The organism is Nocardioides baekrokdamisoli (genome assembly GCF_003945325.1).
In the GTDB taxonomy this organism is placed as follows: Bacteria; Actinomycetota; Actinomycetes; order Propionibacteriales; family Nocardioidaceae; genus Nocardioides; species Nocardioides baekrokdamisoli.
Genome location: NZ_AP019307.1, coordinates 2,322,680 through 2,345,355 on the forward strand (window position 1 = coordinate 2,322,680; position 22,676 = coordinate 2,345,355).

The 22,676-nt window shown below is 65.8% G+C and carries 18 protein-coding genes; 15 read left to right on the forward strand and 3 right to left on the reverse strand.

Annotated features, from left to right (window positions below; translation table 11 throughout):
• Positions 1-381 precede the first annotated feature (381 nt).
• The 9 genes from KCTC_RS11390 to KCTC_RS11430 all read left to right on the forward strand — a co-directional run bounded on the left by KCTC_RS11390 (position 382) and on the right by KCTC_RS11430 (position 10,003).
• On the forward strand, positions 382-1,602 hold the full coding sequence (locus tag KCTC_RS11390) for a chymotrypsin family serine protease (RefSeq protein WP_125569386.1): 1,221 nt from the start codon (positions 382-384) through the stop codon (positions 1,600-1,602).
• 844 nt (positions 1,603-2,446) lie between these two features.
• Positions 2,447-3,625 carry a tyrosine-type recombinase/integrase gene (locus KCTC_RS11395; protein WP_125569387.1) on the forward strand — a complete coding sequence of 393 codons (1,179 nt, stop codon included), beginning with the start codon at positions 2,447-2,449 and terminating at the stop codon, positions 3,623-3,625.
• 100 nt (positions 3,626-3,725) lie between these two features.
• Complete coding sequence (locus tag KCTC_RS11400) at positions 3,726-5,834, forward strand: tyrosine-type recombinase/integrase (protein ID WP_125569388.1); 2,109 nt, start codon at positions 3,726-3,728, stop codon at positions 5,832-5,834.
• Positions 5,834-6,238, forward strand: coding sequence for a DUF6262 family protein (locus tag KCTC_RS11405; protein WP_125569389.1), 405 nt, complete (start codon positions 5,834-5,836; stop codon positions 6,236-6,238). Before KCTC_RS11400 ends, KCTC_RS11405 begins: the two co-directional genes overlap by 1 nt.
• A 461-nt stretch (positions 6,239-6,699) precedes the next feature.
• Positions 6,700-6,990 carry a hypothetical protein gene (locus KCTC_RS14920; protein WP_197715183.1) on the forward strand — a complete coding sequence of 97 codons (291 nt, stop codon included), beginning with the start codon at positions 6,700-6,702 and terminating at the stop codon, positions 6,988-6,990.
• 107 nt (positions 6,991-7,097) lie between these two features.
• Positions 7,098-7,403, forward strand: a complete 306-nt coding sequence (locus KCTC_RS11415; protein ID WP_408636092.1) for an HNH endonuclease family protein — start codon at positions 7,098-7,100, stop codon at positions 7,401-7,403.
• Positions 7,404-7,437: 34 nt separating this feature from the next.
• On the forward strand, positions 7,438-8,466 hold the full coding sequence (locus KCTC_RS11420; protein ID WP_125569391.1) for a DUF475 domain-containing protein: 1,029 nt from the start codon (positions 7,438-7,440) through the stop codon (positions 8,464-8,466).
• Between the two features lie 9 nt (positions 8,467-8,475).
• Positions 8,476-9,018 carry a maltokinase N-terminal cap-like domain-containing protein gene (locus KCTC_RS11425; protein ID WP_125569392.1) on the forward strand — a complete coding sequence of 181 codons (543 nt, stop codon included), beginning with the start codon at positions 8,476-8,478 and terminating at the stop codon, positions 9,016-9,018.
• 4 nt (positions 9,019-9,022) lie between these two features.
• Entirely contained in the window at positions 9,023-10,003 is a 981-nt protein-coding gene (locus KCTC_RS11430; RefSeq protein WP_125569393.1) for an FUSC family protein, read from the forward strand.
• Positions 10,004-10,027: 24 nt separating this feature from the next.
• Here the strand turns inward: KCTC_RS11430 and KCTC_RS11435 are convergent, their stop codons facing one another.
• Positions 10,028-11,605: a GMC family oxidoreductase gene (locus KCTC_RS11435; protein ID WP_164512580.1), complete on the reverse strand. Its 1,578-nt coding sequence runs from the start codon at positions 11,603-11,605 to the stop codon at positions 10,028-10,030.
• 183 nt (positions 11,606-11,788) lie between these two features.
• Here KCTC_RS11435 and KCTC_RS11440 point away from each other — a divergent pair, with 183 nt between their 5' ends.
• Positions 11,789-12,580 (forward strand): SDR family NAD(P)-dependent oxidoreductase, encoded by a 792-nt coding sequence (locus KCTC_RS11440; RefSeq protein ID WP_125569395.1) that lies wholly within the window; start codon positions 11,789-11,791, stop codon positions 12,578-12,580.
• Here KCTC_RS11440 and KCTC_RS11445 read toward each other — a convergent pair.
• Positions 12,577-13,863 (reverse strand): helix-turn-helix domain-containing protein, encoded by a 1,287-nt coding sequence (locus KCTC_RS11445; protein WP_231998706.1) that lies wholly within the window; start codon positions 13,861-13,863, stop codon positions 12,577-12,579. The genes KCTC_RS11440 and KCTC_RS11445 overlap by 4 nt on opposite strands.
• Positions 13,864-14,169: 306 nt before the next feature.
• Here KCTC_RS11445 and KCTC_RS11450 point away from each other — a divergent pair, with 306 nt between their 5' ends.
• Genes KCTC_RS11450 through KCTC_RS11465 form a run of 4 tightly spaced genes read left to right on the forward strand, consistent with a single transcriptional unit; the run spans position 14,170 to position 20,965 of the window.
• On the forward strand, positions 14,170-15,639 hold the full coding sequence (locus tag KCTC_RS11450) for a class I adenylate-forming enzyme family protein (RefSeq protein ID WP_125569396.1): 1,470 nt from the start codon (positions 14,170-14,172) through the stop codon (positions 15,637-15,639).
• Between the two features lies 1 nt (position 15,640).
• Complete coding sequence (locus tag KCTC_RS11455) at positions 15,641-17,497, forward strand: DUF3556 domain-containing protein (RefSeq protein WP_125569397.1); 1,857 nt, start codon at positions 15,641-15,643, stop codon at positions 17,495-17,497.
• A gap of 7 nt (positions 17,498-17,504) precedes the next feature.
• The gene (locus KCTC_RS11460) at positions 17,505-18,929 is read left to right on the forward strand and encodes a phytoene desaturase family protein (RefSeq protein WP_125569398.1); all 1,425 of its coding nucleotides are present in this window, start codon (positions 17,505-17,507) and stop codon (positions 18,927-18,929) included.
• A gap of 23 nt (positions 18,930-18,952) precedes the next feature.
• On the forward strand, positions 18,953-20,965 hold the full coding sequence (locus KCTC_RS11465; RefSeq protein WP_125569399.1) for a thioredoxin domain-containing protein: 2,013 nt from the start codon (positions 18,953-18,955) through the stop codon (positions 20,963-20,965).
• Here the strand turns inward: KCTC_RS11465 and trhA are convergent.
• The gene (gene trhA, locus KCTC_RS11470; protein WP_197715184.1) at positions 20,962-21,699 is read right to left on the reverse strand and encodes a PAQR family membrane homeostasis protein TrhA; all 738 of its coding nucleotides are present in this window, start codon (positions 21,697-21,699) and stop codon (positions 20,962-20,964) included. The two genes, KCTC_RS11465 and trhA, sit on opposite strands and share 4 nt — an antisense overlap.
• A gap of 54 nt (positions 21,700-21,753) precedes the next feature.
• On the opposite strand from trhA, the gene KCTC_RS11475 reads away from it, so the two are divergent.
• Positions 21,754-22,530, forward strand: a complete 777-nt coding sequence (locus KCTC_RS11475; protein WP_125569400.1) for an isoprenyl transferase — start codon at positions 21,754-21,756, stop codon at positions 22,528-22,530.
• Positions 22,531-22,676 lie beyond the last annotated feature (146 nt).

Below are 22,676 nucleotides of genomic sequence, written 5' to 3' on the forward strand. Positions count from 1 at the left end.
CGCGGGCGGTGTGATTGTCCGAAGCGCTGACCACTGCGACTCTGAGCCGTTTGTTCCGCGGGTCCGGCCGTCCGGGACCGAGTTTAAGCGCCTCGGCGGGCGCGCGGTCGACCTGTCTGAGCCGATCATCATTGAGAACCAGACGGTCTACGAGGTCTCCGTTCCGGACGCCCGTTTCGTAGTTGTGGTCCACGCTACCGATGCCTCGGTTGCGCGAGCGATCGCTTCCAGCTTGAGACTGCGTGACCAGTCATAGCCGGTGGCGTCCACGGCACAGAACTCTTGGGATGCGCTGCAACACCTTCGAAGGTTTCGGCGTCCATGTAGCCGAGACCTCTCGGCCATCGGGCGGGGGCTCAGCTTCTGAAGGGTCCTTTAACCATGACAATTCTCCGTGCACCCGCGCCGCGTAGCGCTCACATAGCGGCCAAGAAGTTGGGATTTGGGGCGGTGGTAGCTTCCGCCCTCGTTGTCAGCATTGTTCCCGGCGCTTTTGGTGCAGCGGCAACCGACAAGGGTGCCACTGACGCTGGAATCGTCGACGTCAACCTTGCAACCCAGTCCCTGCTGGCCGACGACATCCATACTTTGACGACGCTTGCCGAAGCTCAGCCCTCACGGTACGGCGGGGTCTACTCCAACGGCCCAACTGCCGTCACTATCTGCGACACCGGAAGCGGTCCAAACGCTTCGATCGATGCCGAGGTTGCAAAGCTCCGAACCGATGGCGCCACGGTGGCAGTGACGTCCTGCTCCTTCACCATTGCGCAACTGAACTCGGTCTTGGCCGCCGTATCGACTTCGCAATTGTTTGCGGACAATGGTGTCTCGCTCAACCGTTGGGGCCTCAACTACGGCAACGACTCGGTCGACGTCGGGGTAAGTTCCATTCCTCCGGGGTTCGCCGACAAGGTCGCGAACACCTTCGGGCCGGCCATCTCCCTCTTTGTGCAGGGTGTCGCCGGCGCGACTGGCCGCCTCGACGACAATCAACCGTACTGGGGCGGCGACAGGATCACCAACGGCTCCGGCTGCACGTCGGGCTTCTCGGCCCACACGTCCTCTGGGGGTTGGTACTCGATCACGGCCGGCCACTGCTGGACACTCAACACGCCGGTCTACGTCAACGGAAACACGAGTAAAGGCTACGGGACGGTTAGTCACCGCTCCTTTGGCAACAATTCGGTCGACGCCGAATTGATCAACGGTAAGACGTATGCAAGTGACATTTGGAATGGCGGCGTCACGACAACGTCTGACTTGGCAGTCCAAGGCTCTGGGTATTCGTGCCAGGGCTGCCAGATTAACTTCGACGGCTCCTTCAGCGGCCAGACGCTCGGCACCGTCCAGCAGGCCAACACCTTCTGCGCAACGATCAAGAGTCCTGAGTTCGGCAACTACACTGCGTGCGGCTTGCGAGAGGTCAAGAGCAGCGGTGGAACCCTATGCCAGGGCGGCGACTCTGGCGGGCCAGTATTCGCTTACAACGGGCCGGGTGGCGCGACGGCGGTAGGAATCATTACCGGCCAATACTCGAACTCTGACTGCCTCTACACCCAGGTCCCGGACATTCTGTCTCGGTGGTCTCTGAGCATTCCGTGAGCGTCCATGGACTGCGCTCGTCGATGGCGGCCCGATTCCGTCTGTCGATCCTGGGTCCGCTGGTCGTGCTTGCCTTGGTGGGATGCGGAACTGCCAGCGGATATCCATCCGCGCCTCCGAGCACCTCTCAAGGCGACCACGCCGCACGCAGGTGCTTCGATCCTGGATATACTCGGACCCGGGCGATGTACATCGGACTCACGCTGAACGAGGCCCGATCCCTGGCGAAGCGTCGTAGCGAGATACTGGTTCCAGTTGCCGAAAACGGTAGTTGCCTGCTTCGGGCGGGGTCCTACTACCCGAACGCAGTTCAGATCGAGATGAGGAATGACCGGATATATCTGGCTTTCTCGGACAGTTGATAGGCAGAACCCTCCTCGCCGGAATGCACTGGCACTGGGAACCGCTTCACCTCAGGTGGATTTCTCGGGCACTGTCTAGAGGTATCTGGCGTACACCGGGCTCGATGTAGCCCGCTGACCGAATGGGGCCGTCTTTCCTAGGAGGGCGGCCCCATTTGCGTCCCAATTGTCAGCCGCGCGTCTGGGCGTGACCGTGTAACACGAGGCCGGCTTGCCTGTTGCGGCCATCCGATATGTGCCTCACTCGCCAGTAGTAATCCTCTGATCCGTCGGTTCAAACACGAGGCCTACCCGGCAGCGAGTCGGCATCGTGCCGTCCCGTCCCTCGCACGACTTGCTCCACATCGACACCGCCCAGCAGCGTTTCTGCGCGCAATATCGCTGCATCTTGCAACAAACATCGCTCGCCGCGCGTCCATGCTCTCGACTGCGGTGACAGTGGCCGATGTTCGGCTGATGACAGGGATGTGAGGTCAGCTCTCGTGGCGAAGGTGCAGCGCGTGCGTATTGGCGATGATGAAGCCACATGGACGGTCGTCGATTCGGGTGGCAGTGTCATCGTCCCGGCAGAGGAGTTTCTCGAGTACCTTCGCAACTCCGATTACTCGCCCAATACTGTCCGGTCATACGCCCGCGCTCTCGCGCTCTGGTGGACCTTCCTCGACGACCGCTCCCGTGCCTGGGACTCGGTGCCGTTGAAGGAGTTCGGCACATTTCTCAACAAGGTCCGAACCGGAGCACTCGATCAATCATCGACCATGCTCCGCCCCGTACCGATCGTGGCCGAGTCCACAGTTGCCGCCAGGTTCAGAGCAGTCGCATCCCTCTACCGATTCCACGCATCTAACGGCGTCGGAACCAGTTCGCTGCTGTACGAGACAGTGCGGAGCAGACCGGGCGCTTATCTGCCGCTTCTTGAACACATCGCCCGCAGGAACGGCCGAGTTCGATCTGTCGTGCGCGTCCGCGAGGAACGGCGTGAAGTCCCCGTGCTGACGCCGACGCAAATTGATGGACTGCTCGCTCACGAAGCGCGTTGGGACGGACACGCTGGGCAGTGGCTCGGCGACCTTCGCTACCGCTTCCTATGGGCGCTACTCGCTGAGAGCGGTTGCCGGATTGGAGAGGCACTCAGTTTGCGCCACGGCGATTGGCAGTCGGGTCGAGGTGATACCGCCTCGATCCGATTTGTCGCCGCCAAGCACCCTCACGGCATCCGGCTCAAGAGCGGTGCCCGGCGGGTCTTCGTTTCAGCTCAGCTCGATCGGCTCTATGCCGACTACGTGTGGGCATTGTGCGAGCAAGGTGCGGATGCGGTTCTCGACGACTGGGACAACGCTTACATTTTCTGCAACGTGAAGCGCCATCCGTTGTTCGGGCCCCTTCGTCCGGAGAGCGTGTATGCCCATCTCAGGGCGTCAATTCGGGCCGGTGCGCCTGTCCCGGCGTCGACAACGCCCCATTGGTTCCGGCACACCCATGCCACCGCACTCCTGCTGGCGGGGACCCCCGTGCATGTCGTCAGTCGACGTCTTGGACACGCCGACGTCCAGACCACGCTGAACGTCTACGGCCACGTCACGACCGACGCAGAACTCGCGGCTCTGGCGAGTTGGAGTTCCTTCGTCAGCCCCTGGGAGACCCGAAGTGAAACCGTCTGAGCCACTGGAGTCCGGGACTGCAATCCGTCCACGACGTAGAGATCGCCGCGATCCTCGACTCGGTGCACCGGACCTGTTCGACCCTGCTATCACTGAGCAGTTGTGGGACTCCCTGCCCGAGGAGTGTCGGCGCCTGAAGTTCAACAACGCGAACCTGCCGGAGATGTATCTCGGGAACTTCATGCTCAAGCGGACGGGTGAGGGCGGTCGTTGGATTACAACAGCGGTCCTGCTCGAAGGGCTGCCTGACGCGATGGGAAAGGAACTTGCATGGTGGATCCATCGCGAGGTTCAAATCGGACGACTCATCAGCGTCGATTCGGTTGGCTGCATGTCCCGCGTGTTGCGGGCCGCTACCCAGGACGGAACGGAGCGCGGCCGTACATCCCCGTCGGTGCTGTCGCTCGCCCCAGACGAGTGGCTGCGCGAGGCTCAAGCTGCCCGCCTGAAGGGGCGCGACCTAGGTCGTGGCAACGACGCCAACGCCGTCTACTACCTGCGCCGCGCTCAGGAGTTGCTTAGCCACGCGTACCACGTCGGTGAGTGGTGGCAGCTTGATCTGTGGAATCCGCTGCTTGATCCCCGTATCCCGGTTCGGGAGCATGAGCCTGGCGCTGGCTCGCGGGTCAATTTCTCCCATCTCACCTCCGCGTGGCTGCGTGAGGGCACGAAGTGGTGGCTCGGTGCCGGTCTTGAGTCCGGGCGCTACTCGTGGGGAACCCTCAAGACCAGGGTCGATGGCATGAAGTGGCTCCAACGCCACATCAATAGCTGGGGTGACCGTGGGCCACTTCTCGTCGACGATCCGGCGGAGTGGCGACCATACTTCCGGACATTCGCCGAAGGAATGCGAACCCACGCCGCCCTGACCGGCCCCAACAAAGGAAAACCCTTAGGCAAAGTCACAAGGCGCCAGACAATTGTGACCATCGAGCAGTTCTACCGCTGGATGTACGACAACCGGTTTGAGGCCGCAGAGGTTCTCGGCGACCCGCGATGGCGGGACCTCCGGCCCGAACACACGGTGCCGTTCCGTCTCGAGGACAAGCCGCGCCTCACGAACGCGCCCAAGGAAGGAATGGTGCTGGAGGATGCCGTTCTCTCCAAGATCGCGGAGGGGTCCGAGCTACTCGCTCGCCCCGTCGAAGAGGGCGGCATGGGGGACCTGCAGGCCTTCCATGCGCTCGCGCTCCTATTGAGGACTGGCCGACGGATCAATGAGATCCTGATGCTCGATTTCGACCCACTCCGTCCGCTGCTCAGGGCAGACGCGCCACCAGTGCCCGGACCGGCCGCAGAAGATGCAGCAACCGCGACCTCCGGCGAACTGGTCGCGCGATTGAGGTACCAGCAGACAAAGGTCCGCACCGGCGATCCGACCATTCCTGTTGACGACGAGATCGTTCGGATCATTCGAGCGCAACAGGCGCATGCACGGGCGATCATGAAGGGTTTCGGATACGACGGTGATCCGAAGTACCTGTTCCCTGGCACCAAGCTCAATCGCTCAGGGGGCCGCTTTTATGCGGCTCAAACGCTCCACGTGCGCTTGGGCGAACTCTCGCGGCGACTCGATATTCGCGACTCCGTTGGCGCACCGGTTTCCATCAGCCAGACCCACAAATTTCGACACACCAAGGCGACCAACTTGCTCAATGCAGGCGTGCCGATTCACGTCGTGATGCGCTACTTCGGACACGTCACGCCCACGATGACGATGCACTACGCCCAAACGCTGAGCACCACCGCTGAACAGGAATTCCTCCGGTACAAGAAACTCACCGTCGATGGCCGCGAGCTCGGGCTCGATCCGGCTGACCTGTACGACGTGCTCCACCTCGATCAGCGCGCGGACCGCATCCTTCCGAATGGTTGGTGCATGCTGCCGCCAAAGAAGTCCTGCGATCGCGGGAATGCCTGCCTGTCCTGCAGCATGTGGACCACGGATGCGTCCCATCGGCCCGAGTTGGAGAAACAGCTCGCCGCCACCGTCCAACTCGTCGCGGCCAGGCAAGAAGGCTTCCTCGGCAAATTTGGGGTGCCGATGCCGGACGACAACATATGGCTCGCGACCCGACGACGCGAGGAGGCATCACTACGGCAGGTTCTGACCACGCTGGACGAAATTCAGCGGCGCGGCGACTCCAGCGGCGCAGTTCGGGGTGCAGGGGCAGACCTTCAGTCCGACCCGCACGTAGTTGGTCACTGATGTTGCCCGAACATCTGCGCGCGGCAGCCGCTAAGCGGAGCGCCGACGCCGAGCGGCGGGCGCTCGCTGCTCTTCAGGCGATGGTCTCCTCCCAACGGAGAGTCTCTATCGCGGCAGTGGCCCGCGAGGCGGGCGTCTCGACCGACTTCATCTACGGGCACGCCGTGCTCCGCGGCCGGATCCAGGAACTGCGCGACTCCACGACGGTAGTCGGGCGACCTGCGCAAACGGACGCCCAAGTACCTGCAACAGGAGCAGTTCGTGCTCTGACCGCTCAGTTGCGGGAACTGCGATCACGGCATCGTCGGGAGATCGACGAGTTGGAGACCGCGCTCGCGGCAGCGCACGGCCAACTTCTTGAGCTGCGGCGTGAGCTGGAATCGCGGGGGCGGCTCGGCCCATAACTGTCGGAGGAGCCGCCTAGGTTGGAACGATCATGGACCCTCGCCTGCTTCTCGTTGCTGCGGTGACAATCTCGACCACCAGCTGCAGTGTGCTCACAGTGGCCCCGAAGTCGATGCCGCGAGCGTCCGTCGGTTCGCGTGGCGGAGATAGTGATTCAAGTTCGCGGCTGACGGCACCATCGGCGGGACCGTCCGATCCGCGTGCCAGAGGATTGATTGTTGTTCCAGGCCTTGGCTGGTCGGAGGCGGGAGGTCTCAGCGGGATCGTGCCAGCCGCGGGGACTTGCCACTTCCGGCACGCCAGCGATGGTGAGCCACTGCCGGACCCCCGATGCACGCCAGGAGCGATCACCGACGCAGTCACTCAGGCCAACCTGCGAGAGACAATCTGTCGCCGCGGCGGCTACACCGCCAGCGTTCGGCCGCCCCTAGATCTCACAGAGAAGGTAAAGCGCGCCTTGATGGCCGCCTACGGGGTCGGTGATCGGCCGATGAGTTCGTATGAAATGGATCACGAAACGCCTATCGAGGTCGGCGGGTCGCCCGGATCATTGCTCAATCTGTGGCCGGAGCCAAACGACGACCGACGTCTTTTCGGCCGCAACCAATATGTCAACAACGACAAGGACCATGTCGAGAGCACGTATGGTCGCGGACCGGTCTGCGCAGGAACCGTCACCCTTGAGGCCGTTCAGAAGGCCTTTGCGCTCGACTGGACGACCGTGCCGGCTCTCCCCGGAAGACGGATGTGATCGCGTACGAGTACCTGATAACTCGCCGCTCACGGATGATCGAGTACCCCAAATGGGCCCGTCGTCGCTGTGATCGGCGCCACTCATGCAATGCCAGATAACACGTGGTGCCTCTCTCGAACGCATGGCAGACCGGTGCCCAGCAGTGGACCGCGAGGCAGCGACATGACTTCGCGAACGATCCGCTCGAGCTGATCGCCGTCGAGGGGCGGGTCAACGAAGCCAAGGGGGACGGCGATGCCGGGACCTGGCTGCCGCCCGACAAGTCGTTCCGTTGTGCGTACGCGGCCCGGATGGTGGCGATCAAACTGACGTGGCATCTCTGGGTCACGCCAGCCGAGCGGGACGCACTCACGCGGCTGCTCCAGCCATGTGGCGCGTTGGAGTTGCCGCGCGAGCCCGGCAACGTTTAGGTAGACCTCACCATCTCCCGGATACGGTTCTCACGTGATTCTCAGAATCTTCGGTACCTCGTTCGCTCTGACCATCGCGGCTCTTGTGGCAGCGGGGTTCCTCGGCGGCGCGAGTGCGGTCGTCATCGTCGCCATTCTGATCGTCCTGGAGGTGTCACTCTCGTTCGACAACGCGGTCGTCAATGCGTCCGTCCTCGACCGGATGGACGCCCGGTGGCAGAAGCTGTTCCTGACCGTCGGCCTGTTGATCGCGGTGGTCGGCATGCGACTGGTCGCTCCGCTCGTCCTGGTCGGGGTGACAGCCCACATCAGTCCGTTCAAGGCCGTGGACCTCGCGGTCAAGGGCGGGTCGATCACTGAGCCCGGGACGTACGCGTACCTGCTCCACCATGCGCACCCTGCGATCGCCGCCTTCGGCGGGATGTTCCTGTTGCTGCTGTTCCTCGACTTCGTGTTCACCGACCGCGCGCACACCTGGCTGAGCTTCATCGAACGCCCGCTCGCACGCATGGGGAGGGTCAAGTACGTGTCGGTCGCCATCGCTCTGGGCGTCCTGCTGGCCAGTGCGCTCGCTCTTGCCGAAGAGCCCGAAACGGTGCTCATCTCCGGTCTCGCCGGGACCATCACCTATCTGCTGATGGGCGGGTTGGGCGACTTCTTCGGCGACCCCGGCACCGCAGGCGGCTCGAAGGTCAGCGGCAAAGCGGCCTTCATGCTGTTCTGTTACCTCAACGTCCTGGACGCCTCGTTCTCCCTCGACGGCGTCGTCGGCGCGTTCGCGATCAGCCAGGACATCTTCATCATCGCGCTCGGCCTGGGTGTCGGCGCGATGTACATCCGCTCCCTGACCGTCTTCATGGTCCGACAGGGCACGCTGAGCGAATACATCTATCTCGAGCACGGTGCGCACTGGGCGATCGGCGCGTTGGCGGCGATCCTGATGATTTCGATCAAGTACGCGGTGCCCGAGGTGGTCACCGGGCTGATCGGCGTCGTGTTCATCGGGTTTGCGTACTGGTCCTCGATCTCGCACCGAAGGCAGTCCGCCGCGCTGGAGTCCTAGGCTCATCGCATGGCGATCGTGCACTCAACCACCATCAAGCCGTCTAAGCCGGAGATCCTCGAGACGTTGTTCGGGGGACCCGTCGAGATCCTCGGGGCGTACCGCTTCGACGACCCGGACGGCGAGGTCGGCGTCGAGGGTCTGATCGTGACCGCGCCGGGTGGTCCGCGGCATGTGGTGATGACCTATCGCGGCGCTCCGTTGGACGGTGCCGATGAGCACCTGCTGTCGACGATGGAGCATGGCGTACTCGGCCAGCGGTGGATCTATGACGGCCTGGGCGATCCGGTGGCGCTGGCGTGCTTCGACCGCGCGTTGCGCGGCGAGCAGCGGCAGGCGAGGCTCGAGGTCTTCGACGGCGACGACCTGGTCGAGACCCGGGACTCCACCGTTCGCATCGCTCTCGTGGAGGGTGAGGGGTCCGGGCGGCATGGCCTCCTGATCGCAGGCGACCTGGCCGACCCGATCCCGTCCGACGGCTCGCATCTGCACGCGACCTGGGACGGGGGCGAGGCGGTCATCGTCGCGCTCGTCCCGGCACTGCCAGAATGACGCAGTGCCGTCAGTCCTCGTAGATCGCGCGCATGCTGCGCGGGTAAGCGTCGGGCTCATCATTCCGGGCATCGCCCTGTTGTGGTGGAACCGTCCGGCGCTGTTGATCTTCGCCGTATTCGGCTCATTCGCAGGCATGTATGGCCGGGCCGAAACCAGGTCGGTGCGGCTGCTGCACCAGTCGCAGGGGGCCCTGTTGCTTCTCGGCGGCGCCGCCGCCGGGATCGCGCTGTCCCGCGCGAATGCCTCGCCGCTGACGGTGGTCCTGGCGGCCACGGTCTTCGCGGTGGGCGGTTCGCTTCTGGCTGACTTCTTCGCGCTCCGTCCTGAGGGCCCCTTCTACGGCACCTTTGCCCTCGGTGCGATCGCCGGTGTCCACTCCGTCTCCGCCTCGGCGTGGGAGTGCTGGGGGATCACGGCGGCGTCGGCGTTGCTGGCCCTGCTCATCGGGTTCGTTTCCGCAGACGCGACCACCTGGGACCAGCGCCGCGTGGCCGCCGCCGTACGCGACCAGCGGGTCCGCGAACGGCCCGCAGCGTTTCTGCATGCGGCCCGTTACGCGGTTGCCGTGGCAGCGGCGGGAAGCGTTGCGTACGTCCTCGACCTGGGTCACGTGAACTGGGCGATCGCCGGCGCCGCCGTCACGCTCGCTGCCGCGGACTCGCGAGGACGCCTCAGGCGAGGGGTCCACCGCGTGATCGGTACGCTCGCCGGCCTCGCGGTCACGGCACTCGTGCTGACACCCGGCTGGGAGCCGAGGACTCTGGCAGTGATCGTGATCTGCCTGATCTTCCCGACCGAGCTCTTCATGTCGGTGAACTACGCCGTCGCGCTGAGCTTCTTCACCCCGATGATCATGCTGATGACCGAGCTGGCGCAGCCGATCGGCGTACGCGACATGATCACGTCTCGTGCCCTGGGCACGATGGTCGGCGTCCTCGTCGGTGTTGCGGTCAGCGCCCTCGTCCGCGACCGCGAGGCGTGAGTCGGGTCGTGGCGGAAGTGGCCGTCACGACCCGTTCCTGATCAGGTCGGCCGCCTTCTCGCCGATAAGCATGGTGGGGGCGTGGGTGTTGCCGTGCGTGATCCGCGGCATCGCCGAGGCGTCCACCACCCGCAGTCCGCTGACGCCGTGGACGCGCAGCGAGGCGTCCAGGACGCCGCTGTCCTCGGTGCCCATCCTGGCCGTGCAACTCGGGTGATACGTGTGCTCGACCCCGCGCCGGATGGCCTCCTCCACTTCGGTGCGGGTCGAGGCCTGCGGTCCGGGGTGGATCTCTCGGTTCGTGATGCTGCGCATCAGCGGGGTGGACGCGATCTCGCGTACCCGCTGGATCCCCTCCACCATGGACGTCATGTCGTCGGGGTTCTCGAAGTAGTTGTTGCAGATGCTGGGCGCCTTCTCGGGGTCGCTCGACGCGAGGCGTACCGAACCCTCGGACCTGGCGCCGACCATCGAGAGGCCCATGGCCCAGGCCATCCCGTCGTGCTCCGCGGCACCGTGCTCCCAGAAGTAGACCGGCGCGCCGATGATCTGCATGTACGGCGCGATGTCGGCCACGCTCGTGTGGAAGAACGCGCCCGCCTCACCGATGTTCGAGGTGAGCATGCCGCGGTGCTGCAGGAAGTACTTGACCAACTGGCTCGGCTTCTCGGCGTTGGCCAGGTTGTCCGGCTCGCTGGTGTCGAAGTTCATCAGATACATCGGGTGGTCCATCAGATGCGATCCGACGTGCGGGTTGTCGACGATGGTGTCGATGCCGTGCTCGCTCAGGTGGGCCGACGGTCCGATGCCGGAGAGCATCAGCAACTGCGGGGTGTTGTACGCACCGGCGCTGAGGATGACCTCTCGGTGCGCACGGAACGTCTGGGTCTGCTCACCGACACGGGCGACGACGCTGGTGGCCCGGCCCCCTTCGATCACGACCCGGTGCGCGAACGCACCGGTCGCGATCGTCAGATTCGACTGCTTGCGATGAGGCGCGAGATACCCGTCGTACGTGGTCCAGCGCTGACCCCTGCGGGTGAACCGCTGATACATCGAGGCGCCTTCCTGCTGCGCCCCGTTGAAGTCGTCGGTACGGCCCAGCCCGACCGAAGCCATGGCCTCGATCATCCGCAACGAGCCGGCTCGAGGGTCGGGGGCGTCCTCGATGAACTGCGGACCTTGGTCGCCGTGGAACTGGTTCGCACCCCGACTGTTGGTCTCCATCCGGCGGAACAACGGAAGCACCTCGTCGTACGACCAGCCGGTTGCGCCTGCCTTGGCCCAGCCGTCGTAGTCCGCACGGTTTCCGCGGATGTAGATCATCGCGTTCATGCCGCTGGAGCCGCCGAGCATCTTCCCGCGCGGCTGGTAGATCCGGCGCCCACCCAGATGCGGCTCCGGGTCTGAGAGATAGTCCCAGTCGAGCGGAGTGTGGAACTGCTTGGCGAACGCGGCGGGGATCTGGACAGTCATGTTCGGCCGGCTCTTCCCGCCGGCCTCGAGCACGAGGACGGTGACACCTGGGTCCTCGCTCAGCCGTCCGGCGAGCACAGCTCCTGCCGAGCCGCTGCCCACCACGATGTAGTCGAACTCCGCCATGACTGCTCCTCCTTGGTACGCACATGCGTCGTGCCGATCAGTCTGTCGGGGGACTGACGTGCCGCGCCATGCCGTTCGCGCCATCGTTCGACTCCGGATTTGTGAAGGTCTCCAAAGAATCCGGCGGGGTCCTGTTCGCGGCGCCCGAAGTGCGCGCGACCAGATGCCTCTACCTTGGGTCCCATGACTTCAACTGCTGTGGTGACCGGTGCCGGACGCGGCATCGGCTTCGCTCTCGCCAGTCAGCTCTCCGACAACGGCTACCGCGTCGTCCTCACCGACGTCGACGGCGAATCCGCGGAGCGCGCCGCCGCTGAGATCGGGAATGGCGCCGTCGGTCTGGAGCAGGACGTACGCGACATGGCGTCGCACCGGTCGGTGGCCGCCGAGGCCGCCAGGCTCGGTCCGTTGACCAGATGGGTCAACAACGCCGGGATCCTGTTCTCGGGAGATGCCTGGACCCACGGCGACGACCAGGTGGCCGCGATTCTCGACGTCAACGTCCGTGGGGTGATGGCGGGATGTTCGGCCGCCGTGAACGCGATGGAGGGCGGAGGAGCCATCCTCAACATCGCGTCCATCTCGGCGCTCGGGCCGGTCCCCGGCCTCGCTCTGTACGCCGCGACCAAGGCAGCCGTGCTGTCGTACACGACCTCGCTCGAGGGCGACCTGCGCCATGCCGGCCGGCCGATCCGGGTACGGGCGCTGTGCCCTGACGTGGTCGGAACTGCGATGGTCTCCAGCCAGCAGAAGGAACCGGGAGCTGCGTTGCTCTTCTCCGGACCGAAGCCGTTGCAGGAGGACGATGTGGCCCGTGCGGGGATCGACCTGCTCGAGCAGAAGCACCAGATCTTCCGGGTGGTTCCGCGCTGGCGTGGCGCGCTCGTACGCACCATCGATCTGGCGCCGTCTCTCGGTCTCGGGTCGCTCGCGCTGATGCGGAAGGTCGGCGACCATCGCCAGGCGCACGCCTAAGGAGTCAGCACGGCTCTTCCGAGCCAGTGGCAGGCAAGCAGGGCGAGTTCGAGGTTGAACCGGTCGTCCGTGAGGTCGCGTCCACGCACCTCGGTCGCACGGTCGATGCGGTACTTCACAGTGTTGCGGTGCACGTGAAGAAGCTCGCCAGCGGTGCGGAAGCTACCGCCCTCACTGAGGAAGACGAGCAGTGTCTCTCGGAGGCGTTCGATCGCTTCGTCGTCCGCCGCCAGTGGTCCGAGCACGTCGACCACGAGGTTTCGCGCGGATTCGATGTCGCGGGTGAGGAGCGCGGCGGCGCGTACGCCCGGCGCTGCGTAGGTCGTCACGGCGGCCGCCCGATCATCGGCGATCGTGGCCACCGTGTGTGCCTTGAGCGCTTCAAGATGGGTCGAGCGGAAACCGGGTATCGCCGCACCCACGGTGCCCAGGGCGACACGGATCGAGCCCGCGGTGGCTGCGATGGCTCGCTCGATCTCCTCGGCGCTGGTCGCGACCGCTGCACGGCCCATCGGTATCCAGGCCCAGGCCTGTGAACGATCCTGAGGGAGGAACAGTGGTTGGCCGGTGCTCCCGACGGCGTCCCCGACCAGTCCGGCAACAGTCTCCAGGCGCCTGAGACCGTCGGTGGATCCGCTTCGATCCGTATCCCACAGGACGACCCCGAGGTGGCGCTGCCGAAGGCGGTAGCCGATCGTGCTCTCAGCGGCGGCCACGTCGATGTCCTGCCCGTCGATGAGCGCCGCCAGCATGGTGGCGCGGACGGTGTTGCGGTTGGCCATCCACCGCTCCAACTCGGACTCGTACTCCGCAACCACCTTCTCGGACACCTGATCGACGTAACGGAACGCCAGGTCGTGCATGAGTCGTGCAGCTTCGTAGGCCACCTCCAGATCGGGCTCCTGGTGAGCAATCTCGGCAAAGGAGAGGTCAAGGATCCGTCGCTGGCCGAGCCGGTACGCGCGCACCAGCGCGTTCGATGACGTCCCGCGTTGGGCGAGTCGATGTGCGTACGCGATTGCGGCTGCCGGGGGAGTGATGTTGTCGATCGCGATCGAGTGCTGCACCAGATGGAGGAACGTCTCGATGTTGCTCTCGACGCTCGCGCGGAGAAGGTCGAGGATCAGTGGGTCGCCGCGCAGTTCCGGGATCGAATCGGGCAACTCGGCAAGGAGCGCGGAACCCAGGCTGATGAGTTGGGTACCGAGTGACCGGGCCACCTCGCGGATCCGGGAGGCCGCGTGAGCCTCCGTCTCGCTCCGGAGGGTTTGACGTGGATCCACCGGCTTCACCTCTGCGTTTTGTGCATGTCGCCCATCAGGGGCCGTTGGTTTTGATCATGCCAGCCAGCCTCACGCTTGGCGAAGGTCAGAAGCCTGAAAAGTCGATGACGAGATTTGTGCGGAACGCACAGTGTGCTGGGTCACATTCATTCGTACCGTGAGGTCTGACAGCACGACCGAACCGAAGGAATCCGATGTCGCACACTCTCCAGGGCAGGACCGCAATCGTGACCGGCGCCGCCAACGGCATTGGCCTGGCCATCCTCGATGGAGGCTTCGATGCGAGTCTGTTCTGAGGAGGCGACGATGTCTCTGGCGTACCTCCCCTGGAACCGCCCGACGGAGTGGGACGACAGGCCCTGTCTTCGCGATGACCGCGAAGAGCTGACGTACGGCCGGTTCGCCGATCGCGTGGCGGCGGCGGCCGAGCAGTTCGCCGAGCTGGGGGTCACCCGCGGCAGCGTCGTTGCCATCATGCTCCCCAACCGGATCGAACTGTTGACCGCGATCGTCGCCGCCTGGAGGCTCGGCGCGACCGCCACACCGATCAACCCGACGTTCACCGCCACCGAAGCCGGCTATCAGATCGTCGACGCCGGCGCCGCGCTCGTCATCGTGTCCGACGCATCGATCGAGACCGCGGGGCGTCCGCGGTTGGCAGTGGCGGATCTGCGTACCGAGGCTCGTGGCGATGTGCCTGCCCCGGTGACCGCGGCAGCCGATCTGGCGCTGCTCATCTACACGAGCGGGTCCACCGGCAAGCCGAAGGGTGTGATGCTCTCGCACGGCAACATCTCGGCGATGGCCCTGATGATGGACCAGGCGCTGACACTCGGACCGGACGATCACTGCCTGTTGGTCCTGCCGCTGTTCCACGTCAACGCGATCTGCGTCAGCTTCCTCGCGACGCTGCTGAATGGCGGCCAGCTGTCGATCCTCAGTCGGTTCCACCCGGTCGAGTTCATGCGGGCCATCGAGACGTTGCGGCCGACGTACTTCTCGGCCGTGCCGACGATCTACACCTTCCTGCTGGCGCTGCCCGCCGATGTCGCCGTTGACACGTCGTCGGTGCGGTTCGGGATCTGCGGCGCGGCGCCAGCCTCGGCGGAGTTGTTGACCGGCTTCGAGGCGCGGTACGGCTTCCCGCTCCTCGAGGGATACGGCCTCACCGAGTGCACCTGTGCCGCCACCGCGAACCCGCTCGACGGCGAGCGCAAGGTCGGCACCGTCGGGCCAGCCCTCCCCGGCCAGACGGTCGCGATCATGGGTCCGGATGGCGAGCTGATGCCGACCGGCGAGCGCGGCGAAGTGGTCCTGCGTGGCGACAACGTCATGCAGGGCTATCTCAACCGTCCGGACGCCACCGCCGACGCCCTCGGCGACGGCTGGCTGCACACCGGTGACGTCGGGATCCTCGACGAGGACGGCTATCTCCAGCTCGTCGATCGGATCAAGGACATGATCATCCGGGGTGGCGAAAACCTCTATCCCAAGGAGATCGAGACGGTCCTGCTGCACGATCCGGCGGTGATCGAAGCCGCGGTCGTCGGGCAGCCGCACCCGGTCTATGGCGAGGTGGCGGTGGCGTACGTCGCGCTGCATCCCGAGCGCTCGACCAGCGTCGAGGCCCTCCGCGACGCGTGCGCGACGCACCTCACGAAGGTCAAGGTGCCCACGACGATCACGGTCCTCGACGCCCTGCCCAAGAACCCGGTCGGGAAGATCGACAAGCCCACCCTGCGTACGTACGCGGACGCAGCGATCGAAGGAGTCTGAGATGGGATTTCTCAAAGCAGAGCCGGAGCCGATGCCTCCGGCGGAGCTGTTGGCGCTCCCGTTCCTGGAGCGGATCCGGGTCATGTCGACGACGTGGGTGACCGCAGGGTTCAACACCCCGCGGATGCTGCACGTCGTCTACGTCCTCAAGATGCTCGGGCTGTACTTCGCCGTCGGCCTGGCCATCACGTCGTGGACGACGACCGGTGTGAGTTTCGCTCACCCGGCGAGCTGGTTCGACCACGTCGTGGTCTACCAGAAGTTGGCGGTCTGGCTGATGCTGCTGGAGGTCATCGGACTCGGCGGCGCGTTCGGCCCGTTGTGCGGTCACTTCGCCCCGATGCTCGGCAACATCCGTTACTGGGTACGCCCCGGCACGATCCGGATGGCGCCCTGGGCCAGGCACGTACCGCTCACCGGCGGCGACCAGCGGACCGTCTTCGATGTCGTGCTCTATCTGGGCGTGCTCGCCAGCCTCGTGCTCCCGCTGGCGGTGAGCGCGCAGGCGGTGCCGCACGTCCCGGCCGGCACCACCACACAGGAACTGATCCCGGCCTGGGCCTTCATCCCGATCCTGGTGACGATGCCCCTGATGGGACTGCGCGACAAGGTGGTCTTCCTGGCCGCTCGATCGGAGCAGTACCTGCCGATCATGCTCTGGTCGGCGATCCTCGGCGCAGTCGCGCTGGCCAAGGGCGCCACGGCGGGTGACTTCGTCGAGCTGGTGGTCGTCTTCAAGATCATCATCGTGGTCGTCTGGGTCGGCGCGGGAGTCTCCAAGTTGGGTGAGCACTTCATCAACGTCGTGCCGCCGATGATCTCCAACAGCCCGGGCCATCTGAACGTCATCAAGAGGCTGCATTACCGCAACGCCCCGGACGACATTCGTCCCAGTGGGCTGTCCTGGTTCATGGCGCATGTCGGCGGCACCACCGTCGAGATCCTGATCCCGCTGGTCCTGCTGGTGACCAGCGACAACGACATCGCGAGGATCGGGGCGATCGCGATGCTGGTCTTCCACATCTTCATCACGTCGACCTTCCCGCTCGCCGTGCCGCTGGAGTGGAACGTCTACTTCGGCTACATCGCGATCGTGTTGTGGGGCGGGTTCGGCTCCGGGTTCGATGCCGCCACGTACAACATCTGGAATGTCCACCAGCCGTGGCTGCTCGTCCCGGTGTTCGCGTTGGCGCTGTTCGGACCGGTCCTGGGCAACCTCCGGCCGGATCTGGTCTCCTTCCTGCCGTCGATGCGCCAGTACGCCGGTAACTGGGCCTCGGCCGTCTGGGCGATGCGGCCGGGCGTCGAGGAGCGGCTCAACGAACTCCCGCTGGTCGAGAATCAGATCGACCAACTGCAGCGGATGGCGCCGATGCCGTACACCCGTGACGAGGCCGACCTGACCGTCCAGAAGGCGCTCGCGTGGCGTTCGATGCACAGCCAGGGACGGGGCCTCTTCTCGGTGCTGATCGAGCACCTCGACGACATCGAGGGGCGGACGCTGCGAGAGGGCGAGTTCATGTGCAACACGATCGTCGGATGGAACTTCGGCGATGGCCACCTGCATGACGAACGACTGATCGCGGCGATCCAGAGGCGGCTCAACCTGCAGCCGGGAGATCTGGTCGTCGCGTTCTGCGAGTCCCAGGCGACGCCATGGGCGAACCCGCCGCAGCGGTACCGGGTGATCGATGCTGCTCTGGGCGTGGTCGAGCGCGGCACCTGGGACGTGAAGGACTGCGTACGTGAGCAGCCGTGGCTGCCGAACGGGCCGATCCCGTTGGATGTGACCTGGATGGCCGACGGGTTCGCGCGGCAGCAGACCCTGACCGCCCTACATCCTGCGACGAACGGATAATCGACTCATGAGCACAGCGGTCGTCGTCGGCAGTGGCCCCAATGGGCTCGCTGCCGCCATCCGACTGGCTCAGGCCGGAGTCGAGGTGACCGTCGTCGAGGCGTACGCCCGCGCAGGCGGCGGGACGCGAACCAGTGAACTCACGCTGCCCGGGGTGCTGCACGACGAATGCGCCGCGTTCCACCCGACAGGGGTGGCGTCCCCGTTCTTCGCCTCCCTGGGGCTCGAACGTCACGGCCTTCGCTGGCTGTGGCCCGAGATTGATCTGGCGCATCCGCTCGACGACGGCCGCGCCGGGCTCGCAGGTCGCAACGCTGATCTGACGACGCGGTCCCTCGGTGCAGATGCAGCCAGGTGGAATCGGCTCTTCGGCGCTGCCGTACGCAACTTCGGCGACCTCGTCGATGAGGTGTTCAAGCCGGTCGCGCACCTGCCGAAGCACCCGGTGACTCTCGGGAAGTTCGGCATCCGGGCGCTGCCACCGGCTACCGCGACGGTGCGTCGCTTCGACGACGAACCGGCGAAGGCGCTGTTCACCGGGGTCGCCGCGCACAGTTTCGATCGTCTCGACCGGCCCCTGGGGAGTTCGGTCGGGATGCTGCTCACCGCTGCGGCGCATGCGGTCGGCTGGCCTGTCGCCGAAGGCGGAAGTGAGGCGATCGCCCGGGCGCTGCTGACCGAACTCACCGCTCTGGGCGGCCGCGTGATCACCGGCGTACGGGTGACGTCCCTGGCCATGCTCACCGATCTCGTCGGGACCACACCGGACGTGGTCATGCTCGACACCGCTCCGGCCGGGGTTCTCGAGATCGTCGGCAGTCGGTTGCCCGGCCACGTCCGCCGTGCCCTCACCCGGTACTCATACGGGCCGGCGGCGTTCAAGGTCGACTTCGCGATCGCGGGCGACATCGCGTGGACGAACGAGGACTGCCGCCGCGCCGGTACGCTGCATCTGGGCGGATCCGCGGCCCAGATCGCTGCGAACGAGGCTGCGACCGTACGCGGGGTCATGGCGGAGCAGCCGTTCGTCCTGTTGGGTCAGCAGTACCTCTGCGACCCGACCCGCTCCAGTGCGGGGGCGAATCCGATCTATGCGTACGCGCATGTGCCGCACGGGTACACCGGTGACGCCACCGAGGCCGTGATCAGGCAGATCGAGCGGTTCGCGCCCGGATTCCGTGACCAGATCCTGGCGGTCTCGACGCGTACGCCCGCCCAGCTCGAGGCGTACAACGCGAACTATGTCGGCGGGGACATCGGTGCTGGCGCCAACACGATGCGTCAGATCGTGCTCCGCCCACGACTGGCCGCGAATCCGTACGCGCTCGGCGTGCCCGGTGTGTATCTCTGCTCATCCGCGACCCCGCCGGGTGCTGGAGTCCACGGGATGGGTGGGTTCCATGCGGCGGAGGCGGCGTTGAAGCGGCTGTAGTCGGCTCATGCTTCTGCGGGAGGATGGCGGACGTGAACCGCCTTGCGTCCGCGACCTCCCCCTACCTCCTCCAGCACGCTCAGAACCCAGTCGACTGGTGGGAGTGGAGTCCCGAGGCGTTCGCCGAGGCCAGGCGTCGCGATGTCCCCATCCTCCTGAGTGTCGGGTACGCCGCCTGCCACTGGTGCCACGTCATGGCTCACGAGTCGTTCGAGGACGAGTCCACCGCGGCGTACCTCAACGCTCACTACGTCCCGATCAAGGTCGATCGTGAGGAGCGCCCCGACGTCGATGCGGTCTACATGGCTGCGACGCAGGCGATGACGGGTTCGGGTGGTTGGCCGATGACAGTCGTCCTCGATCATGACGCCCGACCGTTCTGGGCCGGGACGTACCTGCCCCCGCAGCCTCGGCACGGGCAGCCGGCCTTCACCCAGGTCCTGCAGGCATTGGCGGATGCATGGCGCGATCGTCGTGGCGAGATCGATCAGGCGGCGGCGGGGATCACGGAGCACCTGGTTGCGATGAATACGGCCTCGCAGCCGCAGGACTCGGCCGTTGCGTGGTCAGTCGAGGACGCGATCGCTGCCCTCGCCGAACAGTTCGACCCTCTCGCCGGCGGATTCGGGGGAGCGCCGAAGTTCCCGCCGTCGATGGTGTTGGAGTTCCTGAGAACCGTCGCCGGCGACGCGGTGTCGGGTACGGACGCTTCTGAGCGGCAGAAGCAAGCTCTTCACATGCTCCACCGGACCCTCGCGGCCATGGCTGGCGGCGGGATGTACGACCAACTCGGCGGCGGCTTCGCGCGGTACTCCGTGGACCGCGGCTGGGTGGTGCCGCACTTCGAAAAGATGCTCTACGACAACGCCCAACTCCTCGGCCTGTACGCCCGGGTTGGCGGCGAGTTGGGGGAGCGGGTCGCTCGCGAGACCGCCGAGTTCATGCTGCGCGAGCTGAGGACGCCCGAAGGCGGTTTCGCCTCAGCGCTCGATGCGGACTCTGATGACGGAACTGGCCGCCACGTCGAGGGCGCGTTCTATGCGTGGACTCCGACGGAGCTCGACGAAGCACTGGGCGTCGAGCGTGGGCGCTGGGCAGCGGAGGTCTTTGAGGTCACCGAGGCTGGCACCTTCGAACACGGGATGTCGACGCTGCAGCTTCGGCACGGTATCCCGAAGGGAGAGCAGCGTCGCTTCGAGGAGGTACGCGCTCGCCTGATGGACGTACGCGACCAGCGGCCACGGCCAGCCTGCGACGACAAGGTGGTGGCCGCCTGGAACGGGCTCGCGATCAGCGGTCTGGTGGATGCGGCGGTCTTGTTGGACGAGCCGCGCTACCTCGCTGCGGCCATCGCTGCAGCGGAGCTGTTGGTGACTGTCCACCTGCGCGACGGGCGGCTCCTTCGCGTCAGTCGCGGCGGTGTCGCAGGCTCACACAACGGCGTCCTCGAGGACTACGGCTGTGTGGCTGGCGCGCTCCTCGCCCTGGCTGGAGCCACAGCGGACGCCGAATGGATGCGCCGCGGACTCGATCTGCTTGACGTCGCGCTCGCACAGTTCTGCGCCGCCGACGGCGGTTTCCACGACACGGCAGCCGATGCCGAGCAGTTGGTCGTACGCCCACGGGACGCCAGCGACAACGCCTCCCCGTCGGGGACCTCCGCGATGATCCACGCCCTACGGCAGGCGTACGCCCTCACCGGCGCAGGCCGCTATCTCGAGGCAGCCGATCAGGCTGTTGCGAGCGTGGGCGGTCTGATGTCGCGAGCTCCACGGTTCGCCGGCTGGTCCCTGGCTGCGGCTGCCACCGAGATCGTCGAGGTTGCGGTCGTCGGGCCGGCGGGGGCAGAGCGGACCGCGCTGGCCCAGAAGGCCTGGCGGATGCCGGGAGCCGTCGTCGTGATCGCCGACGCGGCGACTGAGGGGATCCCGCTACTGGACGGTCGGACCCAGGTCGATGGGGAGCCCGCCGCGTACGTCTGCCGGAACTTCGTCTGCGAACGCCCGGTGACTGACCCGGCGGAGCTACGCGCCTAGGAGCTGTGCGGCAGGGAGTACGTCGCCATCGACACGGCGATGTACTGGCACACGAACGCGACCGCCGTGAACGCGTGGAAGACCTCGTGGAACCCGAACCACTCGGGGATGGGGTTCGGCTTCTTGAGGGCGTACACGACACCGCCGATGGTGTAGAGCAGGCCGCCGACCGCGACGAGGACGAGGCTGCTGATCATCACCCACGACGGGAAGGTGTCGGTGGCGTGGCTCATCTGCGGCAGGAACCCCACCACCACCCAACCCATCAGCACATACAGCGGCGTGGAGAGCCACCGTGGTGCGTGCGGCATGAACATCTTGAAGATCGTGCCCGCGAGTGCGCAGCCCCAGACCACTCCGAAGAGGGTCCATCGGGCCCCGCCGTGCAGGAACAGGAACGCGAACGGCGTGTACGAGCCAGCGATGAAGATGTAGATGTTCGCGTGGTCGAAGCGCCGGAAGAAGAGCATCGTCGGCGGGTTCCACGCATACCGGTGATAGATCCCGGAGATCCCGAACAGCAGCAGCGCACTGCCTGCGTAGATCGACGAACCGGTCACCGTGATCGGGGTCGGCGACTTCGCGATCAGGACTGCGAACGCTGCGCTCAGCAGCGGAATCATTCCGGAGTGGATCCATCCGCGAAGCCGTGGCCGGACTTCCGCCATCTTGTCGGCGACCTTCGCAGCGGTTCGATCCGCGGCGATCTGTGCGCGGCTGCGTACGTCTTCCATACCGTTCAATCTACGGGCCAGCTGGTTCGCGGGTCACCCCGGTAGAGTCGTCGCGTGGCTGACTGGAAGGAGCGCGTACGCCGGGTGTTCTATCCCGCGTACGAGGCGCGGATGCTCCAGGCGATGCCCGCAGAGTCTCTCCCGCGCCACGTCGGCGTCATGCTCGACGGGAACCGTCGCTGGGCCAAGGCCGTCGGCCGGGACACCGCCCACGGTCACCGCGCCGGAGCAGCCAACATCGAGCCGTTGCTCACCTGGTGCGATGAGGTCGGTATCCAGGTCGTCACGCTCTGGTTGCTCTCCACCGACAACCTCCACCGCCCTGAGGCCGAACTCGTCCCGCTGCTCGGCATCATCGAGGAAGCCGTCGCCTCGCTCGTCGACCAGCGGCGTTGGCGGATCCATCCGGTCGGCGCGCTGAACCTTCTCCCCGTGGCCACCGCTGAGCGGCTCCGAGCCGCGGAGGAATCGACCCGTGACATCGACGGCATGCTCGTCAACGTCGCCGTCGGGTACGGCGGGCGCCACGAGATCGCCGACGCCGTACGGTCGCTACTCACCGAGCACGCCGCGAAGGGTACGTCCCTGGAGGAGCTCGCCGAGATCATCGATGTCGAGCACATCGCGGACCACCTCTACACCGCCGGTCAGCCCGACCCGGACCTCGTCATCCGTACCTCCGGCGAGCAGCGTCTCGGCGGCTTCCTGCTGTGGCAGTCGGCCAAGAGTGAGTTCTACTTCTGCGAGGCCTACTGGCCCGACTTCCGTCGCGTCGACTTCCTGCGAGCTCTGCGCGCGTACGCCCAGAGAGACCGCCGCGGCGGGCGCTGAGCGATGGGGGTTTGGCTGGGAACCACCCCGAAGGAGCCTTGGGGCCGACGCGCCCACGAGCGAGCGAAGCGAGCAAGGCGCGCGCGGCGGTTCCACCTGGCGACGAGGGGTGGTTCCCAGCCAAACCCCGGTCCCCAAGAACCAGC